General features: G+C 56.7%; 14 protein-coding genes and 1 tRNA gene. 11 read left to right on the forward strand and 4 right to left on the reverse strand.

Features of this window, described 5'->3' with window-relative positions; all coding sequences use genetic code 11:
* Positions 1–564: 564 nt before the first annotated feature.
* The 5 genes from Pla52o_RS21825 (at position 565) to Pla52o_RS21845 (ending at position 6,010) form a co-directional block, all read left to right on the forward strand.
* A complete protein-coding gene (locus tag Pla52o_RS21825) occupies positions 565–2,448 on the forward strand; it encodes a hypothetical protein (RefSeq protein ID WP_146596754.1) in 1,884 nt (627 codons plus the stop codon).
* A gap of 227 nt (positions 2,449–2,675) precedes the next feature.
* Positions 2,676–2,762 (forward strand) — tRNA-Ser (locus tag Pla52o_RS21830).
* Between the two features lie 104 nt (positions 2,763–2,866).
* Positions 2,867–3,502, forward strand: coding sequence for a uracil phosphoribosyltransferase (upp, locus tag Pla52o_RS21835; RefSeq protein ID WP_146596755.1), 636 nt, complete (start codon positions 2,867–2,869; stop codon positions 3,500–3,502).
* A gap of 653 nt (positions 3,503–4,155) precedes the next feature.
* Positions 4,156–4,803 carry an RNA polymerase sigma factor gene (locus Pla52o_RS21840; protein WP_146596756.1) on the forward strand — a complete coding sequence of 216 codons (648 nt, stop codon included), beginning with the start codon at positions 4,156–4,158 and terminating at the stop codon, positions 4,801–4,803.
* A gap of 130 nt (positions 4,804–4,933) precedes the next feature.
* On the forward strand, positions 4,934–6,010 hold the full coding sequence (locus Pla52o_RS21845; RefSeq protein WP_449289964.1) for an anti-sigma factor family protein: 1,077 nt from the start codon (positions 4,934–4,936) through the stop codon (positions 6,008–6,010).
* Between the two features lie 62 nt (positions 6,011–6,072).
* On the opposite strand, the gene Pla52o_RS27735 is transcribed toward Pla52o_RS21845, so the two are convergent.
* Complete coding sequence (locus Pla52o_RS27735) at positions 6,073–7,569, reverse strand: MFS transporter (protein ID WP_146596758.1); 1,497 nt, start codon at positions 7,567–7,569, stop codon at positions 6,073–6,075.
* Between the two features lie 344 nt (positions 7,570–7,913).
* Here Pla52o_RS27735 and Pla52o_RS21855 point away from each other — a divergent pair, with 344 nt between their 5' ends.
* The 5 genes from Pla52o_RS21855 to Pla52o_RS21875 are packed head-to-tail and all read left to right on the forward strand — an operon-like array spanning position 7,914 to position 13,728.
* On the forward strand, positions 7,914–9,497 hold the full coding sequence (locus Pla52o_RS21855) for a bifunctional GNAT family N-acetyltransferase/carbon-nitrogen hydrolase family protein (protein ID WP_146596829.1): 1,584 nt from the start codon (positions 7,914–7,916) through the stop codon (positions 9,495–9,497).
* Positions 9,494–10,270, forward strand: coding sequence for a cysteine peptidase family C39 domain-containing protein (locus tag Pla52o_RS21860; protein WP_146596759.1), 777 nt, complete (start codon positions 9,494–9,496; stop codon positions 10,268–10,270). The genes Pla52o_RS21855 and Pla52o_RS21860 overlap by 4 nt, the downstream gene beginning before the upstream one ends.
* Positions 10,263–11,738, forward strand: a complete 1,476-nt coding sequence (locus Pla52o_RS21865) for a RimK family protein (RefSeq protein WP_146596760.1) — start codon at positions 10,263–10,265, stop codon at positions 11,736–11,738. Before Pla52o_RS21860 ends, Pla52o_RS21865 begins: the two co-directional genes overlap by 8 nt.
* A complete protein-coding gene (locus Pla52o_RS21870) occupies positions 11,735–12,988 on the forward strand; it encodes a glutamate-cysteine ligase family protein (protein ID WP_146596761.1) in 1,254 nt (417 codons plus the stop codon). The genes Pla52o_RS21865 and Pla52o_RS21870 overlap by 4 nt, the downstream gene beginning before the upstream one ends.
* Complete coding sequence (locus Pla52o_RS21875; RefSeq protein ID WP_146596762.1) at positions 12,985–13,728, forward strand: N-formylglutamate amidohydrolase; 744 nt, start codon at positions 12,985–12,987, stop codon at positions 13,726–13,728. Before Pla52o_RS21870 ends, Pla52o_RS21875 begins: the two co-directional genes overlap by 4 nt.
* A gap of 265 nt (positions 13,729–13,993) precedes the next feature.
* On the opposite strand, the gene Pla52o_RS21880 is transcribed toward Pla52o_RS21875, so the two are convergent.
* A complete protein-coding gene (locus tag Pla52o_RS21880) occupies positions 13,994–15,619 on the reverse strand; it encodes a Mur ligase family protein (RefSeq protein ID WP_197169421.1) in 1,626 nt (541 codons plus the stop codon).
* A 223-nt stretch (positions 15,620–15,842) separates the two neighbouring features.
* Positions 15,843–16,814 (reverse strand): uracil-DNA glycosylase, encoded by a 972-nt coding sequence (locus Pla52o_RS21885; RefSeq protein WP_146596764.1) that lies wholly within the window; start codon positions 16,812–16,814, stop codon positions 15,843–15,845.
* Positions 16,815–16,939: 125 nt separating this feature from the next.
* Here Pla52o_RS21885 and der point away from each other — a divergent pair, with 125 nt between their 5' ends.
* Positions 16,940–18,307, forward strand: coding sequence for a ribosome biogenesis GTPase Der (gene der / locus Pla52o_RS21890; RefSeq protein WP_146596765.1), 1,368 nt, complete (start codon positions 16,940–16,942; stop codon positions 18,305–18,307).
* 66 nt (positions 18,308–18,373) lie between these two features.
* On the opposite strand, the gene Pla52o_RS21895 is transcribed toward der, so the two are convergent.
* A complete protein-coding gene (locus Pla52o_RS21895; RefSeq protein ID WP_146596766.1) occupies positions 18,374–19,126 on the reverse strand; it encodes a PIG-L family deacetylase in 753 nt (250 codons plus the stop codon).
* Positions 19,127–19,273 lie beyond the last annotated feature (147 nt).

Consider the following 19,273-nt stretch of genomic DNA (forward strand, 5'->3'; position numbering starts at 1 on the left):
AGCCAGAGCGTGTTCTCAGCCAGAGCGGCCACCCCACAGAGCAGCAGTGAAGGGGGAGGGCAGCGGAAGGGGGGACCAGTAGACGCAAGGGACAGAAGACGCCAGGGACAGAAGACGCCAGGGACAGAAGACGCCAGGGACAGTAGACGCCAAGGAAGGACGAGGGTGAGGGGGGCGAGGAGGCGGGCGAGGAAGAACCTCCCAGCCCAGACAGGCCGCTTGTCCTCGTGAGCTTCCCCCCCTGCCACATCCACAACCTGGATGACGAGAGGGGCCAAATCGGCTTCGCCACTTGAATCTACCCCCCGACGAACTTCAATGGCGAGAAAATCGATCCATGACGTGGAGGCCACTCCAGGTGTCGGCGACCGAACGGATGGGGGACAACAAACTCAATTTGACCGTTTTAACCGTCACCAACAGGCCCGGAACGTTTGCCATTCAGAGGAAGTTTACTCAAGAAACGTTGACCGAACGCTGCTTCAAACGTCCACTTGCTCATGTAGTCTCGCGCGGATTGTGTCCGGGCGTGCAAACATGTTTCTCTCGCACGGGTAACACTGGATGTCGAAACGACGACGCCTGACCGCTGTTCTCACATTTGCTGCCGCTAGCTTTGCCGCGGCCGATGCGCCAGCCTGCTTCCTAACCGACTGGCTCTACGGACGACAACCCGCCTACGTCGCTGGCTACGCTCCCTATCCCGTAGCCTCGCCCTATGCGGTCAACTACGGGTATGCGGCCAACTACGGGGCCGCCCCGGTTGCCTATGCGGCGGGTTATGCGCCCGCGTCGCCGATGGTCGCGGCGTATCCTCCCGCGTCGCCCCTTTATAGCGCCGCGTATGGTGCGACTCCGCTGACGCCATCGGCAACGCCGCGGTATCAAATCAGCGGGGTCTACCAAGCCCAACAACCCGCTTACGCCTACAACAACCCTTCGGTTTACACGGGAATGCCAGTGGCGAGTCCGGCGACGGCGCAAACGTCGTATAGTCTGCCCCTCAATTCAACGCCCACTCCGATTGCAACGGCTTATCCTCCTGCGACGCTCCCGACTGCGACCATCCCAATTCCCAACGGCGGTATTCCGCTCGCACAACGTCTTCGCGGTAACGCGCCCACGTCGTCGTTCTATGGCGGGGGCAACACCTATCCGATGCAACCATCAGCATCGCAGTCGTACTCGGCAGGGTATGCCGTGCCAGCGACCGCAATGCCCGCAACCCAAACGGCCCCCCTGTACGTAGTCCCGACGCAACCGCGTGTGGGTGGACTGGGACGCTTTTTCAGTTCGCTCTTTGGCACCAACTACCAAACCTCCTATTACCGTGCCCCGGTGACGTACTATCGTCCGGTGACCTCGATCGACCCGGTATCGGGCACGACGGTCACGACCCAGCGGGCATGCACCTCGTACCTCGACCAACTGCAACGTTCTCCGTACAGCAGTCTCGGTGCGAACCAGCCCAGCGTTTACTCGCCCACTCCGATCGGACAACCGGTCCCCGCCGGAGCCCCCGCGGACACTTCCCCGTTGAGCCCTCCGAGTTTGAGCGGCGGGCAATTTGCCCCCGCGTATGGCCAGCCTCCTGCGTACGGGAGCGTGACGTCGCAATCCCCACCGTCTCCCATCGGCAACGTGAACCAAGCCGGTGCGACGGTCGATCCCAACCGCCAATTCACGATCCCGATCCCTTCCACCACGATGGATCCCTACGCATCGTCCAACGGCAACAGCTCTAGCGCGCCACCGAGTGCCGGCTACGCTCCAAGCAATCTTGTTCCCAACGGTTACACCCCCAACACCGAACCCCTATCGGGAGCACCTTCGCCGGAGGGCAATGACCGCGCTCCGCTAGATCCGCCGCGACTCGAGTCAGCTCGCCCTAGCCAAACCGACACCCAAGACCGTTACCCCAGCGACATTGACCGCTACCTGGACGACCACCGCGACAACACCAGCCCCAGTGCAGGTGAACCCGCAAAATCCAAAATGCAGTGGCAACTGCAAAACCCAGCGGACTCGTCCGTGTTTGGATCCAATTCAACCGAGGCCTCCGACCGCATGATCACGGCCAATGAAAAATCAGAGCAAAGCAACCTCGGCTACTCCAGCGCCCATCCCATTCAAGCGCCACCAAACTACGTCTCTCCGTTCCGGCGTCAGACGTTAGAGGTACAACCTCAACCCACCGAGCGTGAGCAACCACTCACGGCACCGCCTCTGCCACCAAGCAGCGAACAACCGATCAACGCATCCAACCGTGAGCGCAGCCGCTATGCGATTCCGCTGCGAGAAGCGGCACTCGTACGTGAACGAACGCGTGAATCGGAAATGTTGCCCCCGGTGAATCGGACTTATCAACCCGTATCGCGTCAATCAGAAACTCGCACGCCCGCCAAACGCAAACGTCAAGAATCGGGCTGGGGTGCCATCACTCCGTGAGCGGAGACCGCCCCCTTGCCTCGACACGGGGCCTCCTTGCCTCGACATTGGCTTGCCTTGACTTTGGGTTGCCTTGACACGGGCTCGCCTTGACATTGGGTTGCCTTGACACGGGCTTACCTTGACACGGGGCACTAAAAGCGAAGGCAACAAAAAATTCTGCGTCGGGAACCGGCCAACCTCGGTTTCGTCCACGGTTGGGGTTTGGTAGAGTCTAAAGCTACGCAGGATGGGTGGCCGAGTGGTCGAAGGCAGCAGTCTTGAAAACTGCCGTAGGGGTAACTCTACCGTGGGTTCGAATCCCACTCCATCCGCTTCGGTGATTGCCTCGCGGCAAATACGAATCGCGTCGCGGGCGACCTCCCTTAGCGTCCTCACCGCTTGTTGTTGACGGACCTAGAACGAGGACGATGCTGCCGTGAGCCAACTGACCAAAATCGACCATCCGTTGGCGGCGCACCATCTTTGCACGGTGCGGGACAAGGCGACCCCGTGCAGTGAATTCCGAGCCGCCGTCGGCCGTTTGGCTGTGCTGGTCGGAGTCTATGCCACCGCAGACCTGCCGACGCGATCCACGGTGATTCAAACGCCAATCGCCGACGCGAATTGCCAACAACTCGCCTCTCCGATCGGGTTGGTCCCGATTTTGCGAGCGGGACTCGGCATGGTCGCTCCGCTACAGGATCTGTTGCCCGACGCCACCGTTTGGCATCTGGGGCTGTACCGCAATGAAGAAACCGCAGAACCGGTCGGCTACTACGACAAACTTCCCGACGGGGGTGCACCACACACCGCCCTAGTGCTTGACCCGATGCTCGCGACGGGCGGCTCAGTCGAAATGGTCATTCGTCGACTGAAAAGTTGGGGTGTTGCTGAAATCCGAGTGCTCAGCATCATTGCTGCCCAGCCCGGCATCGATCGAGTGCAACGCGATTTCCCCGATGTCAAACTTTACGTCGCCACGGTCGATCCGGAATTGAACGAACAATCGTTCATCGTGCCGGGGCTGGGGGATGCTGGCGACCGCATCTTCAACACGCCACCGCACGAATAACGCGTTTTGGCGAGCGGCAAGCTGAACCGGACAAGCACGCAGCGGGCCTCATAACGCAGCAAGCTAGCTAGCCCGGCGCACTCGTGCCTTGCCGATTTCTCGACAGCCCGATCGCCCCCCTCTTTTTTTCGGTTGGCAACGGGAATGGACGGCATTGGTTTACCGCTTATGCGTTGTTACCCCTCGCTTTTCGCGTAGTGGACAAGGCGACGAACCCCCGTTCGTTCCTTTTTTGCGATCCCCCCGTTGCCTCGCCCAGCACGCTCGACCCTAATTTCCTAGCTGTAATGCAGCACTAAACGGGACGATTCCTAATACCCGTCACTTCAAAATTAACGCATGCGAATTATCAAATCACAAACCGCTAGCTAGCATTTCCATCAAACCCCGCTTAATAGGCACAAGCGACACCTCCCCACAGGGCTATTCCGGTTAAGATCCGATGAAAATCGCTTTGACCACATCGAAAATCCTGGGATACTAGAAGAGGAGGGAGCTGGATCACTCAACGACGTCTCATTATTCTCCTCCACCGGCTCCCAAGGGCGATTATGTTTCCTGTATACTGAGTACGTCCTTCATTGCAGAGCGAATTATATAGTTTTCATTGATGTTTTTTTGCCTCCATCTCCATCAACGGAAGGCCTTTTCAGATGACAACCAAGACACCTGCCCCCGCGATTGAAAGTCGAGAGGCGATCTGCGACGTTTCCGACGAGGGACTGATCACGCAGTATCAAAGCTCGGGTGACCGCAGCATTTTCGAGACGTTAATTCAACGTTACGAGCGTGAGATATTCAGTTATTTACGACGCTACGTCGGCAATTCCGAGATCGCCGAGGACGCATTCCAGGGGACCTTTTTACAGGTCCACCTAAAATGTCAGCAATTCGATTCGTCTCGACGATTCCGTCCTTGGCTGTACGCGATTGCGACGAATCAAGCGATTGACGCGCAACGACGAAACAAGCGGCACCGCATGGTCAGCCTGGATCGCAACAACAGCAACGAGAAAGATGAGCGTTCGGGCAGTTGGTCGGAAAAGTTAGTGGGGGACACCCCTGATCCTCACGTCGCGGCGGCGCAAGAAGAGAACAGCCGCTGGGTAAACCATTCCGTCGAGAGCCTTGGCGAATCGATGCAACAGGTCATCAATTTGGTTTACTACCAAGGTTTAAAGTACCGCGAAGCTGCGGACATTTTGGGGATTCCGGTCGGAACGGTGAAGAGTCGCCTGCATGCGGCGGTTCAGCGTTTGGGCATTTTGTGGGAAGAGTCTCACGAAGAACGAAGCGAGTAAATTCTCGATCAACCAGCGACACGGTTCGTCAAAACGTCGAACCACATGCGCAGCACGCGCGTAGAACACGAAGAATGATTCGAGCCGTTATGGTCTCGTTGATCCCGTGATTTCAAACCAGTGTTGAAAGTTGATGCACGAAGACTTGCTCGGTTATTTGCTAGGCGCCCTTGAGCCGCACGAGATGGATCGTGTGGCCAAGTTGCTCCAGGAAAGCCCCGCAGCGCGTCGCGAACTCGAACAGATCGAGCGCGCCTTGCGTCCGCTCGAAGAGCACTACCAGCCCCCCGAGAGCCCTCCCCAAGGGCTGGTTTCCCGGACGTTGGCGAACCTCCCCCCGCTGCCCAAACCCGGCGAGAACGCCCCTGATCCCGTTGTCTTCGCCGACGTTGATCGCGTCTCGGAGGAAGACCAAGTCACCCTGCCTGCGATGAATAGTGGCAACGGCGTCGACCCTTCGCGACACGCTCCCTTCACTTGGCTCGACTGGGTTGGCGGCGCCTTGGCGACCGCAATTCTGCTGGCCTTGCTTTTGCCATCCTTGGTGGAAGGTCGTTTTGAAGCTCGAAAAATTGCCTGCCAGGACCAACTCCGCCAATTTGGAACGGCGCTGACTCAGTACGTTTCCCGGGATCACCAAAACCGCTTACCCGCGGTGGCCAAGGAAGGGCCCGAAGCGTTCGCCGGGGTGTACTTCATGCGTCTCAACGATGCCGGACTTCTTGGGGATGGCCCAGGACGCTGGTGTGCATCGCTCGGTCGCCCCGAGGAACTTGACGTTGCGATCGAGAGCCCGAATGAATTCGCCTCGGTCAAAACATTGCACGAAGCGTCGATCGACCGGCTAAAAGAGATCCAGCGATTGGCGGGTGGCCATTATGCCTACACCCTGGGCGTGGTGGATGGACAACAATTTGAGTCGCCAAAATTCGAATCACGGTCCTCGTTTGCGGTGATGTCCGACGCGCCGACCCTCCGCTTTAGCGGTGCGGAAACTCAGCCGCAAAGCATGGGGCACAGCGGCTTTGGCATCAACGTCCTGTACGAAGATGGGCGGGTCCAATTCCTGTCGCTTTCATCGCTCGATGGAATTCCGGATCACCCTTGGCTAAACCATCGCGGGCAAGTCGAAGCGGGGGTGAACATCGACGACGCTTCGTTGGCGCCAAGTTGGCGGCCACCGTTCACCGATGTTCGGCAACGCTAGCGTTGCCCATCACAGCGGGCCAAGCCAGTGTTCTCAACTGGATTGCTGGCACGCGAATCTCGCTAATCGGCCTTCGTCGCAAGCATCGCCGCCGTACTCGAACGCCGCTGGAGCGTTGGTAGTACCGGGGAATCGAGAAACGCTCCATTGGGCCGAACCCCAAGCACACGCACTCGCACCCTTGAGACCAGTCTTCGCCCCGGCTGAATTCCCAACAGCAATCCGAGAGCGCAGAAACGCCCGATCGACGATATTCCGAACAGGATCCAGTAAGCTTCTTGGCTGGCACCAAAGTAGGCCAAAACCCCGCCTCCGATCGCAGCACCGCCGCACCATGCGGTGCAGTTGGCGAAGTTATAGAGCGTCAGCATTTTGGTTCTTCGGCTGACAGGCACCGCGTCAAAGATCAACAGAAAGAAACCGAGCTCATAAGCCGCCCACACCACTCCGCTGAGCATTTGGATGATCGCGAGCCACCAAAAATTGCTCGACACAATCCACAACGAAGCAATCGGAACGATGCCGATGCCACCGGTCCATAACAATCGCTTCGCACCGTACCGGCGACTGAAATTCCCCCAAAACGACAGGGCAAGCACCTTGGAAACAAACGTGATTGCAAGCAACGTCACGAAATCACGATAGGACAGCGACAACTTTTCGAGCATGTAGGGTGAGAAATAAGGCCCACTGAGCTGAACCATCCCTTGCACCAACACGAGGTAGCCGAGCAAGCGGATCGCAGAAATGCCAATAGAGGAGGGGGGCGTCCCCGTCTCTGCGGCTCCCCGTTGCGGCTTCGCTTTCTCATCCGAATCCGCTGCACTATCCGAGCCCGCTGCACTATCCGAGTCCGCATTACTAACGGAGTCCGCTGTAGAATCTGAGTCCGCTGGCAAACCAAACGATGCTCCCGATTGCGAAACAATGTTCGCATCTGCCCGCACCTCGGTTCGGTGCATCGCGAGCATGGCTACGGATAAAAAGCGAAACAAGCTGGCCCCAAAAAAGGCGATCGCAAACCCGATCGTAACCCAGTCGCCCTGTTCAGCCAGCTGCAGCAGCATGCCGCCACCGACTAGTCCAGCCAAGGTGGTCGCTTGCGCCCACTTAGTTCGACGAGCGAAATAGCTAATGCGTAAGCGTGAGGGGACAACCCTCTCGATCCAGGTATTCCACGCCGGTCCGGTTGCCAAACCAGAAGCCCAGTACAGCGAGGCGAAGACCAACAACCACAACAATGAAATCGAACCGAACATGGCCGCGATCGCGATCGGAATCAGGCTGGCCGCTTGCAGCGTGCCACAGAAAACGACCCAACGTTGTTCCAATCCGAACCATCGCACGGCTGCAGGGGAAATCAACTGCGCCATTCCGCCAAAGAATAGCGGAACGCTGCCAACCAAACCTGCGGCAACTTCGCCAAGGCCGATCGCCAACGCGAAGGCGGCAAAATAGGTTTCCCCCAGCCCCACCATCACTCCATAACTTGCTCCGTCGACGAGACTCGCCCGGAGATTCGATCTCGTTACCGACGACGCGTTGGAACCAAAAAACATTGACATCAACGTGAAAAGCGAGTGGTCTAAGTGGCGTAAACAGCAAGGGCGACGCGGTTCCCCAGAGCGCCAAGGTTCTGACAAACCGCACCCCAAAAATCAAGCTGCCTCGAATTGCGAATCTTGTACGAAGAAGTCGCCTTTGAAATCGAGAGGAAAATCTTTTCTAAAGTTCGCGATTGACCACTCGTCCAAACGTCCGCGGTGGATATGATTCGCCAAAGCACGCTATTTTTCTGATTGAAATCACTGCAGCGCCCCATCATTCCACCGAATCCTCCCGAGAAGCGAAAGAGACCGAATACGTGAACGACTACGCCCGCGGAGAAAACCATTCGAAGTCAATTCCGTCCCGAGGCGCCGAAGAATCCGATGAACTCGATTTGTCAAAGTTTGAATGGAATCTGGCCGTTCGCCCGACCACGATCGCGGACCTGGATGCGTTGCTCGCCATCCAAGCGAAGTGCTTTCCCGGCATGCCGATGTGGACGCTCGAGCAGATTGAAAGCCAATTAGAACGGTTCCCCGAAGGCCAATTTGTTGTGGAGTGCGACGGCAAAGTCATCGCCTCGTGCAGCAGTCTGCTGGTCCACTACGACGACAATCTCGAGTGGCACAATTGGCAAAAGGTGGCCGATGGCGGCTTCATTCGCAACCACGTTCCCGGCGGGGATACGATGTACGGAATCGAGATCATGGTCGATCCCGATTTTCGAGGCATGCGTTTGTCACGTCGCTTGTACCAAGCTCGCAAAGATGTTTGCCGCCGTATGAACGTGGCTCGCATGATTATCGCGGGCCGCATCCCCGGTTACCACAAGCACGCCGACGAGCTGAGCGCCCGGGAATACATCGAGCGAGTGGTGGAAAAGGCGATCTTTGACCCTGTCTTGACCGCCCAGCTCGCCAACGGTTTTGCGCTGCAAGGCTTGATCCCCAACTACTTGCCGTCCGACGTCGAAAGTGCAGGGTACGCGACGTTCTTGGAGTGGAAAAATCTCGATCACAACCGCACGCCGACGCGGCGTTATCGCCACAGCGTGGAACCGGTTCGCATTGGTGCGGTTCAATATCAAATGCGTGCGGTGAAGGATTTTGAAGAATTTGCTCACCAAGCACGCTACTTCGTCGACGTCGCAGGCGATTACAAATGTGACTTCCTGTTGTTCCCCGAACTGTTCACGCTGCAACTGTTGTCCTGTTTGCCACCCCAACGTCCGGGCAGCGCCGCGCGAGCGCTTTCGGAGTTCACGCCCCAGTACCTTGAACTGTTCACCGAAATGGCGATTTCGTTTAACACGAACATCATTGGGGGTTCGCATTTCGTTGTCGAAGACGACACGCTCTACAACATCTCTTACTTGTTCCGCCGCGATGGCAGTATCGAGAAGCAATACAAATTGCATATCACCCCTAGCGAACGTCGTTGGTGGGGCGTCACGGGGGGCGACAAGGTCGAGGTCTTTGATACCGATTGCGGCCCCATCTCGATCCAAATCTGCTACGACTGTGAATTCCCCGAAGTCTCACGGATCGCCGCCGAGCGGGGTGCGAACATGATGTTTGTGCCGTTCAACACCGACACGCGACTGGGCTACCTACGCGTTCGGCTTTGCGCTCAAGCCCGCTGCATCGAGAACCATTTCTACGTCGCGATCGCAGGCTGTACCGGCAATTTGCCGTTCGTTGAAAACGCGGATATCCATTACGCTCAATCGGCAATTTTCACTCCCGCCGATGTCACCTTTGCGCGCGATGCGATCGGTGCCGAAGCGAACGCAAACGTCGAAATGGTGATCATCCACGATGTCGACTTGGAACTGTTGCGTCGTCACCGAGAACAAGGCAACGTCACCAATTGGCGTGACCGACGCACCGACATGTACCAAGTCAACTACAAAGGCGGCAACGAGGTTCGCAACATTTGATCACTCCACCATTTCATCACTTACCGCTGAGCATCCTTGCTCAACCGAGTGATTCCGATTGTGGTCCGACGTGCCTGCATGCGGTCTACAATTACTGGAAAGACGACATTTCGTTGGACCAAGTGATCCGTGAAATCGGCCAATTCACCCGCGGCGGAACGTTGGCGGTTCAGTTGGCGTGTCATGCGCTCACTCGCGGTTATGACGCCACGATCGTGACGTACAACCTTCAATTTTTTGACCCCACTTGGTTTCCCCCAGGCCGAGTCAACTTGCCTGAGAAGTTGATCGCGCAATGCGAGGCCAAGATGAGTAACGACGAACGATTTGAAATCGCGACGGAATCATATTTGCGTTTCTTGGAACTCGGTGGCCAAGTCCAAATGGAACCGCTCGAAGAAAATCTAATCGTCCGCACGCTGGTCGCCGGCGTGCCACTGTTGAGCGGGCTGAGCGCGACGTTCCTGTACCAAGAGGCGCGAGAACGTTATCAAATTCGCGACGAATCCGGGCGTACCGGCGTTTCCGACGACGTAGGGGGCGAGCCGGTCGGACACTTTGTGGTGATGTACGGCTACGACGGTCAAACCGGGCAAGTCATGTTAGCCGACCCGCTGCAAAATAATCCCATCGCGTCGACTCACCTCTACACCGCTCCTTTGTCCCAAGTCGCGGCGGCCATTTTGCTTGGCATCGCCACGTACGATGCAAACCTATTGATGATCCGACCACGGAATCATCGCTCCCCAGGAAAGGCTTTCGCAAATGTCTGACGTGATCGTGACGGAATCGCAAGCAGGCTGGATTGAAGCGATCGAGGGGGTCGAGGTCGTGGACCCTCGTGAATACTTGACCGACCCGCGTTGGAACCGTCGCCGTGGGATCAAGGTTTACAACCTCGCTCGCTCCTACCGTTACCAAAGCTTCGGTTACTACGTTTCGCTATTAGCAGAAGCTCGAGGGCATCGCCCGATGCCCAACGTCACCGCGATCCAAGACCTAGCGGGCAAAGCCAACGTGCGCTTGCTGTCGCCCGAGTTGGATGAGTTGATTCAACATGCGTTTGCCCCGCTGACAAAAGACGAATTTGAGCTGAGCGTCTACTTTGGGCGTAACTTGGCCAAACGCTACGACCGCTTAGCACGAGAGCTGTTCAATACGTTCCCGTGTCCCTTATTGCGATTCCAATTTTCACGTCGCAAAGAAAAATGGCGACTTCGCCGAGCCGAAGTGATCGGCATCAAGTCGGTCCCGCCAGCCCATTGGCCGTTTGTCGCCCGGCAAGCCGAATTGCACTTCGCCGGTCGCGGCGCGGCGCGAAGCAAGAAAAGCTCGCTTCGTTACGATTTAGCAATCCTGCACAATCCCGACGAAAAGGAGCTCGCCCCGTCGGACTCTAAATCGCTTCAAAAAATGATCAAAGCGGCGGCCTCGGTCGGCATTCGCGCCGAGCTGCTGACCCGCGAAGACGCCGGACGGCTGCTGGAATTCGACGCGTTGTTCATTCGCGAAACCACGGCGGTCAATCACCACACCTATCGTCTAGCACGCTGGGCCGAGCGTGAAGGGCTCGTGGTGATGGATGATCCACAGTCGATTATCCGCTGCACCAACAAGGTGTATCTCGCGGAAATCCTCGATAAAGCAAAAATCGATGTCCCCAAGACCATCGTGATCCATCGCGGCAACGCCGATCAAATCATCTCGGCGATCGGATTGCCTTGTGTACTAAAACGTCCCGACAGCGCTTTTTCGAAAGGGGTGACCAAGGCAGAAACGGAAGCCGAATTGGCAGAAAAACTAGAGGAAATGTTTTCCCATTCCGAATTAGTGATCGCTCAACAATTCATGCAAACCGATTTCGATTGGCGAATCGGCGTCCTCGACGGACGCGCTTTTTTTGCCAGCAAGTACCACATGGCTCGCGGGCATTGGCAAATTGCCAAGTATGAAGACGAAGGAAAACAAACCTTCGGAAAAGCGGAAACGTTGCCGATCGAATTGGCGCCACGGCGTGCGGTTAGCACTGCGGTCAAGGCCGCCAACCTGATCGGCGATGGATTGTACGGCGTCGATGTCAAAGAAAGCGACGGTAAATTCTATGTCATCGAAGTCAACGACAATCCCAATCTCGACTCTGGGGTGGAAGATGCCATCCTACGCGAAGAGTTGTATCGCAGAATCATGGAATCATTCCTGAGACGCATTGAACGTCGCAAAGCGGGAGAACATGCTCAATGAGTGCAGCAAGCAAACGGCAACTTTTTGAGGCCTTTGGCGTCGAACTGGAATACGTCATTGTCGATCGCGAAACATTGTCGGTGCGAAGCAGTGCGGACCGCGTGTTACAATCGCTCAGCCACGCGATGCCCGGTCACTTTCCCTCAGACTTTAGCGAGAGACTTTGCACATGGTCCAACGAGTTGGCGCTGCACGTCATTGAACTAAAGAACACCGATCCGATCGCCAATCTGGTTCGACTGCCGGCTCAATTCGAGCACGCACTAAGGGCGATTGAGCCCAGCTTGGAAAAGCTTGGTTTGCGTTTATTGCCGACGTCCATGCACCCTTGGATGAACCCTACCAAGGAAACCCAACTGTGGCCGCACGAGTATGGCGAGATCTACAAACAGTACCACCACATCTTCAATTGCAATTCGCATGGCTGGGCCAACGTGCAAAGCGTGCACCTCAATGTGCCGTTTGACGGTGACGAGCAATTCGCAAAACTGCACGCTGCGGTGCGATTGGTCCTGCCGCTGCTGCCCGCGTTGGCCGCGAGCTCCCCGATCGTGGATGCTCAGATCAGCGGATGGCATTCGACGCGAATGAAGATGTACATGGCCCATTGCGACCGTGTCCCCGTGATGACGGGGCCGATCATTCCGGAACCAATCTTTGACGAAGCCACTTATCGACGCGAAATTTTTGCACCGATTGCCGCCGCGATTAAACCGTTGGCCACGGGGGACTCCCTGCAGTGCGAGTTCCTGAATGCGCGTGGTGCGATCGCACGATTTGATCGCGGTTCGGTGGAACTCCGCGTCATGGACGTGCAAGAGTATCCGGCCGCGGACGTTTCGATCTGCGCCGCCGTAGTCGCGGTGCTACGCGCACTCACACAACAAAAATGGACATCGACCGAAGCGCAAAAGCAGATGCCCACCGATCGGCTCCGAGCCCTACTCACCGAGTGCTCCATCCGTGCCGAAAACACGATCATCGAAGACCAGGAATTCTTGCGACAGTTCGGAATCTCCGATCACTCGATACGTAGCGGCGATCTTTGGCAACACTTGGTCCAAACGCTGCGAGCGGAGGACCCGACGCTCGACAGTTTAATGGCTCCGTTGACGATCATCCTGGAACACGGCACGTTGTCGACTCGCATGCTCAATTTGATCGGAGACTCCTTGTCTCCCGAAGGGTTGCTGGATGCGTATGACCAAGTCGCCGATTGCTTGCAACAATGGCAACCGCTTTTGCCATGAGTGAGAATTGCTTCCTGATTACCTGCGAGCATGGCGGAAACGATATCCCGCGAGCTTATGCGGGCCTCTTTTCGTCGCCCGGCGCGAAACGCGATCTGATCAGCCATCGTGGATACGACCCCGGATCGTTGCAGATTGGCAGAGAGTTGTCCGCCGCACTTGATGCGGAAATCATCGCCTCGCAAACGACTCGATTGCTGGTGGATCTGAATCGCTCACTCCACCATCCCCAGCTATTTTCCAAATACTCGTCGCGGTTATCCGCTGAGGAACGAGCGTCGTTACTGAGCGAGCACTACCATCCCTACCGCACGCAAGTGGAGGGCAAGATCCGATCGCTGCTGGAATCATCCAACCGAGTCGTTCATCTTTCGGTCCATACATTTACGCCTCGATTTCGCGGCACGCATCGTCCGCTGGATCTCGGCATTTTGTACGATCCGAACCGCCGCGAAGAGAGCCGGTTTAGCGAACAGGTTGTCACCCGCCTTGCGTTTCGCAGCTCTGAATTAAGCGGTCCTGAATTTGAAAGACTGCGTCTGCGGGTGCGCCATAACGAACCGTACCTTGGTATTGACGACGGACTCACCACGCACTTGAGAACACAGTACCCTTCGCCAAGGTACCTGGGACTCGAGATCGAGATTAACAATCGCTATACGCGCTGGCAAGAAAAACGAAAGCAAACGCTGACCGCGGCGCTTGCTAACGCAATCCAACGCGTCCCCATCGAACTTTAAAAAGCTTGCCGTTCTCTTAGCGAATCACACCCCGACGCGTCCGTTTTGAAATCGCGTGTTTTTCACACCGCGACGCGGATGCGAGGGAATTACGAGATTGACTCGGTCCCTCGCTAACGCGTCGGGTTAAAACTCCTCAGGCAAAACTGCAATCGCGCAACTTCAAAACGGACACGTCGGGTTAGGAAAAACGTGCAGGCTGAAAAAGTGACGTTCGCAATGCCGTCTTCGACGTTCGTCGCGGTGCACTCAAGGGCACACCGAGTTAACTTTTGAACATTGGCAAGATCATCGGGTGGCCATTCATGAATGGAATGCCGGTCGTGCGCTCCGTACGGGCTGGTTGCGTCTGCGTTTGCGTTTTTTCTTGGCGGGTGTCTTGGGCCGCAGAAACCCAGTCGCAGATTTCTTGAATCCGCTCGCGTTCCTGTTTCGCCCCGCTTCGCTGGATACCACCGACCCACAAAATCGTATCGCGTGGTGAGGCTGCAGAGATCGCCCATTGGATCGCACGGCGATCATTGGCAACCAAACGCACCAGGGCACAATCCTCGACGCCATCGAGCACGGCATGCGAAGCACGCAGAAAATGCTCTTTCGAATCGGCGTTACAAGTTACGATCGACTGGTCACAAAATCGCTCGAGATGGTTGCCCGAGAGTGCAAGTTGCAAAGGATCTTCGTTGGGATCCACGGACATCACGCACCACAGCCGTCCACCAGGCTGTTTCATCGAACGCGCCGCACGCAGGGATGATCCAATTCGCTCGGGCGAATCAGCTGCATCGATAATCACATCGGCCGCGGCAAACGAGCTTAAACATTGCATCCGCCCCGGAATCTCGCGTAGCTTGCCGAGATGCTCAACCACTTCTTGAAGGGGTTGATTCAATAAAATCCCAATCGCTGCGGCGGCCACATGGTTCGCTGCCATCGCGGCACCACACAACGGGGTTTCCATTGCCGCGGTGACGGATTCATTGGTCACCAGCAACGTGGACATGCCGCATTCTTGTTCGATCAATTTTGCCGTCACGTCTGCGGCTTTACGTACCCCGTAGGTGAAGGTGTTTGCACCATGGTCCTGAACGATGCGAAGCACCGCTGGAGAATCGGCCGAGACAACCACGACTCCGCTTTGCGTCATCCGGTCGAGCACGCATTGCAATCCCGAAGGGCCAAAATCGTCGTCGTCCAGCGGAGATCCGGTGATGATCAGCAAATCAAATTCGATTGCATCGTAACGACCGTGCTTGGCATCGATTTCAGCCAATTCGATGACCGCGGTTTTTGCCCCCGCGTCACAGCAATCCGCAAGCCACTGGACCAACGGCGCCGCCGCGGGAACGCCCTCGGACGCTGTCGATTGCACGATCCCATCACATGACCCGAGGTCGGTTTGGTAGGAGGTGCGGAGCCCAATGTTGCGAAGCAACTGAGAAACCATCAACGACGTGGCGGTCTTGCCCGCCGAACCGTAAACGCCGATCGTTAACAAGCGGCGGTCGGGACGATTGAGTCGATTGGCATTGAATCCTGCCAACGCCAAGTCGACATCGCCGACCACACATTGCGGCAACGGGCAAGGCAAAATTTGTTCGGTCAAAATCCCCGCGACCCCACGTGCCAAGGCATCTGCGATAAATGCGGTTGGTTCCTCTTCACCAATGTGATAGACCACCAACTCGCCCGTCTGAGCTGCTTGCACGCTTTCGGCGATCTCCGAAAAAACGACGTCGCTGCCTGCGAAGAATCTTGCATTGGGAATCAAGTGAGCCAGCGAATACGACTCGGCTTGAGCGGGGCTCGCATCCTTGGTGCTCTCAGAATCCTTGACGGTCTCAGAAGACTTCGCATTCAAAACGAACGAAGATTTGGCCGCATGACGCATGATGGCCTCCCTGCACATGGCGATGATGAAGGTTTCAGGGCAAATCCTTTGCCACTCGGAAAAGCAGTCCTCCGCTTCACCGTTGAAGAAGAATTGTTCCCATCAAATCCAATCGGTCAAGAGGGAAAATCCTCACGCAAATGCTAGCAAACAGTGCAATTCAGGCCCTTTGCCGTCCTACAGATGATTCGGCATGCGAAAACAGGGGAAAGAAATTCGCCGATTACAACAAGCCAGCATCGCGGAGCATCATTTGTAGATCATCCCAGGCCGCTTTCTTCGCCGCAGGGTTTCGTAGCAAGTAGGCAGGGTGATAGGTCACCACAACTTTGCTATCAAAATACGGATGGAAACGGCCGCGAAGACGGCCCACCGAAAGCTTACTGTCCAACAGTGCTTGGCCGCTGACCGCACCGAGGCAGACGATGTACTCGGGCCGAATCAGTTCAATCTGTTTCTCAAAGTAGGGGCGGCAATTCGCAATTTCTTCGGGGTCGGGATTCCGATTACCGGGGGGGCGGCATTTCACGGTGTTAAGGATGTAGACATCGTCACGCGAGAACTTACACGCTTGGATCATCTTGGTGAGCAACTCTCCGGCCTTGCCCACAAACGGGCGAGCTTCGCGATCTTCGTCCGCACCGGGAGCTTCGCCAAAGAACACCACCCGTGCGTTCGCATTGCCTTCCCCAAAGACGGTGTGGGTTCGGCAGCGAGCGAGTTGTGAACATTTTTGGCAGGCTGCGACCTCGCTGGCCAATGCCACGAGCTCACTTTCACGCTGAGCCAGCGGTAAACTGGCCCCGGGATAAGGCTTCGCGACGGCGTTAAGCAAGGGGGACGCCCCTGCCGCGGTGGGGGCGGAAGTCGTTGCAGGGGCTGACTTTGTGGGGACCGTCTTTGCGGGGGTGGGTTTTGCCGCAGACGGGTTTGCCGCAGACAGTGATGCCGAATCAGGACGACTCACAGGGGTTTGCGTGCCGGCCCCCGGTGCCTCCATCGTCGAGGCCGCTGCATTTCCGGCTCCCTCCGCTTCCGCATTTGGCGAAAACAGCCGCGTCTTCAGCTCTTGGACGGCTTGTTCATTCGGCCGCGGCATCCACTGAACGCCCGCACGGTGTAAATGATCGGCCAGCGCAGCGGCTTGCATGATCAATTGGTCACGATCCAACGGGGGTGAAATGTTCTCGAGCATAGCGGGGATTCTAACGAATCTGGGCGAGAACGTCTTCTAGGGCTTTGTGATTCGGGTCGACGAGAATAGGATTCAGTGCTTCTGACTGTTGTCACCCTGTTGTTCCCGTACCCCTGTTAACACGAATGCCCGTCCCTCGAGTCGCTATTGTCGGTCGTCCCAATGTAGGCAAAAGCAGCCTGTTCAACTGGATTGCGCGCCGTCGTCTTGCCATCGTCGATAATTACGAAGGGGTAACACGTGACCGCATGACCACACTGATCGAAGCGAATGATCGCTTTTTTGAGTTGGTGGACACCGGTGGCATGGGAGTTGTCGATGCGGACAATCTCACCGATGACGTCCGCAACCAAATTGAAGTTGCGATCAACACCGCCGACGTGATTGTATTAGTCGTCGATGTGCAAACCGGCGTGATGCCCCTGGACGAAGAGGTTTCCGAGCGACTTCGCACGGTCCAGCGGCCTGTGATTCTGGTGGCGAACAAGGCCGATCAAACGCATCACGACATACTCGCGGACGATTTCCACCGGCTCGGCCGCGGCCATCTAATTCGTGTCAGCACGACTCAGAATCGCAACCGCGACGAATTGATCGATCTGATCGTGGATCGTTTGCCGGAGGCCAACGATGAATCGGTCGCAGAAACCCAGATGAAGGTCGCGATTGTCGGTCGACGCAACGTCGGCAAGAGCACCTTTGTGAACTCGCTGGCGAATGACGATCGGATGATCGTGAGCGAGGTTCCGGGGACGACACGCGACAGCGTCGACGTGATTTTCGAAATGGATGGTCAATCCTTTATGGCGATTGATACTCCGGGGCTTCGGAAACGAAAAAGTCAACGAACCGACCTCGAATATTACGGCATGCACCGCGCCCAACGCAGTATTCGCCGTGCCGATGTCGTGCTGCTGTTTTTCGATGCCGGTGAAACCGTCAGCAAGGTCGATAAGCAATTGATGGGCTATGTGATGGAAAACCACAAGCCCTGCATCTTTGTGATCAACAAGTGGGACAAGTACCACGGCGAAGTGCCCACCGATCGCTGGGTTCGTTACATCCACGCTCAATTCCCAACCCTCGCCTACGCCCCGATTGCCTTTATCACCGGACAAACCGGTAAAAACGTAAAAACGTTGCTGAATCACGCTTCGATGTTGTTCAAACAAGCCCGCGAACGCGTCTCGACCGGCCAACTCAACCGCTTGGTCCGAGCGGCCGTCGATGCCCATCCGCCGGCGATGTATCAGAACCGACGTCCCAAGATCTATTTTGCCACGCAAGTTTCGACGGAACCGCCAACGGTGGTTTTGATGTGCAGTGATCCGAAGGCATTCACCCACGATTACAAGCGTTATTTGCTGGGTGTATTGCGAGACCACCTGCCGTTTGGCGAGGTGCCGATCAAGATGTACCTGCACCGCCGTCACCGCGAAGGCGACGACGAACCCGAAGAGAGCAAGCCACCGAGTCGCGGAAAGCAGTACTAGCGGCAGCCGGGGGGGCAATCGCGATCGGGATCGGGATCACGGCTTGGGCCGAGAGCCCATTTGGGCCTAGTCGGATAACGGTTCAAGCGCCAACGTGAGCATCAGATTGTCGACGGCAAAGGGTTTTGCAGCCGCAAACGATTCGCCGGCCGTCACGCTGGCGGCCGCTCCCGTGACCGTCGCGGCAGCTCGCACTCGGGTCACGATGTTCGGTTTGTGCTCAAATTGGGTCTTGTAACACAGGATCGACTCAATCTTGGTTTCGATCGTGTCGCTAATATCGACGATTTGGTGGTAGGGATTCCCGGCCAACGTATCGGGTTCGACCGCCAAGCGATAATAGAGCTGCCGTTGAATGGAATGGACGGGCAAACCGGGAAAATACTCGTCCCATTTGGTCAACCGGCTGTAAAAGACGGCCGCGTCGGTGATTTGCATCGCTTGCCAATGGTCGGGGGAAGCCATCGGAGTCTTTTCGCCAAAACCGATCACGAGCTGAGGCCGATAACGTCGAAATTCTTTTGCCAACGCCACCCGGTGCTCGAAACAGTCGAACAAACGGCGGTTGGGCAAATCGAGCTGAATCCGCTTGTGTACCCCCAGCACGCGTGCCGCTTGATCGGCTTCGCGCAGCCGCACCTCGGGGCTGGGCGAATTCGGCGTCGGCTCGCCATCGGTGAGATCAATGATCCCAATCCGATAGCCTTTGCGAGCCAGCTTGGCCAACGTTCCGCCACAGGCGATTTCAACGTCGTCGGGGTGAGCCCCCACCGCGATCAAATCCAATCGCTCGGGTAAGTTAATTTTCTGATCGCCCACAGCCGGATCTCCCAAAAGTTATCAGTGATTGCTTCGCCATTGCTTGAAACCTCGAGCAATGCAGCCGCAGTTTGCGAACTTGACGACAAGTGAGCAACCTCAACCTGAACGCTCGTTGTGTCCCTCCCCCCACTTACGAGCGCAATC

The organism is Novipirellula galeiformis (genome assembly GCF_007860095.1).
Taxonomy (GTDB): Bacteria; Planctomycetota; Planctomycetia; order Pirellulales; family Pirellulaceae; genus Novipirellula; species Novipirellula galeiformis.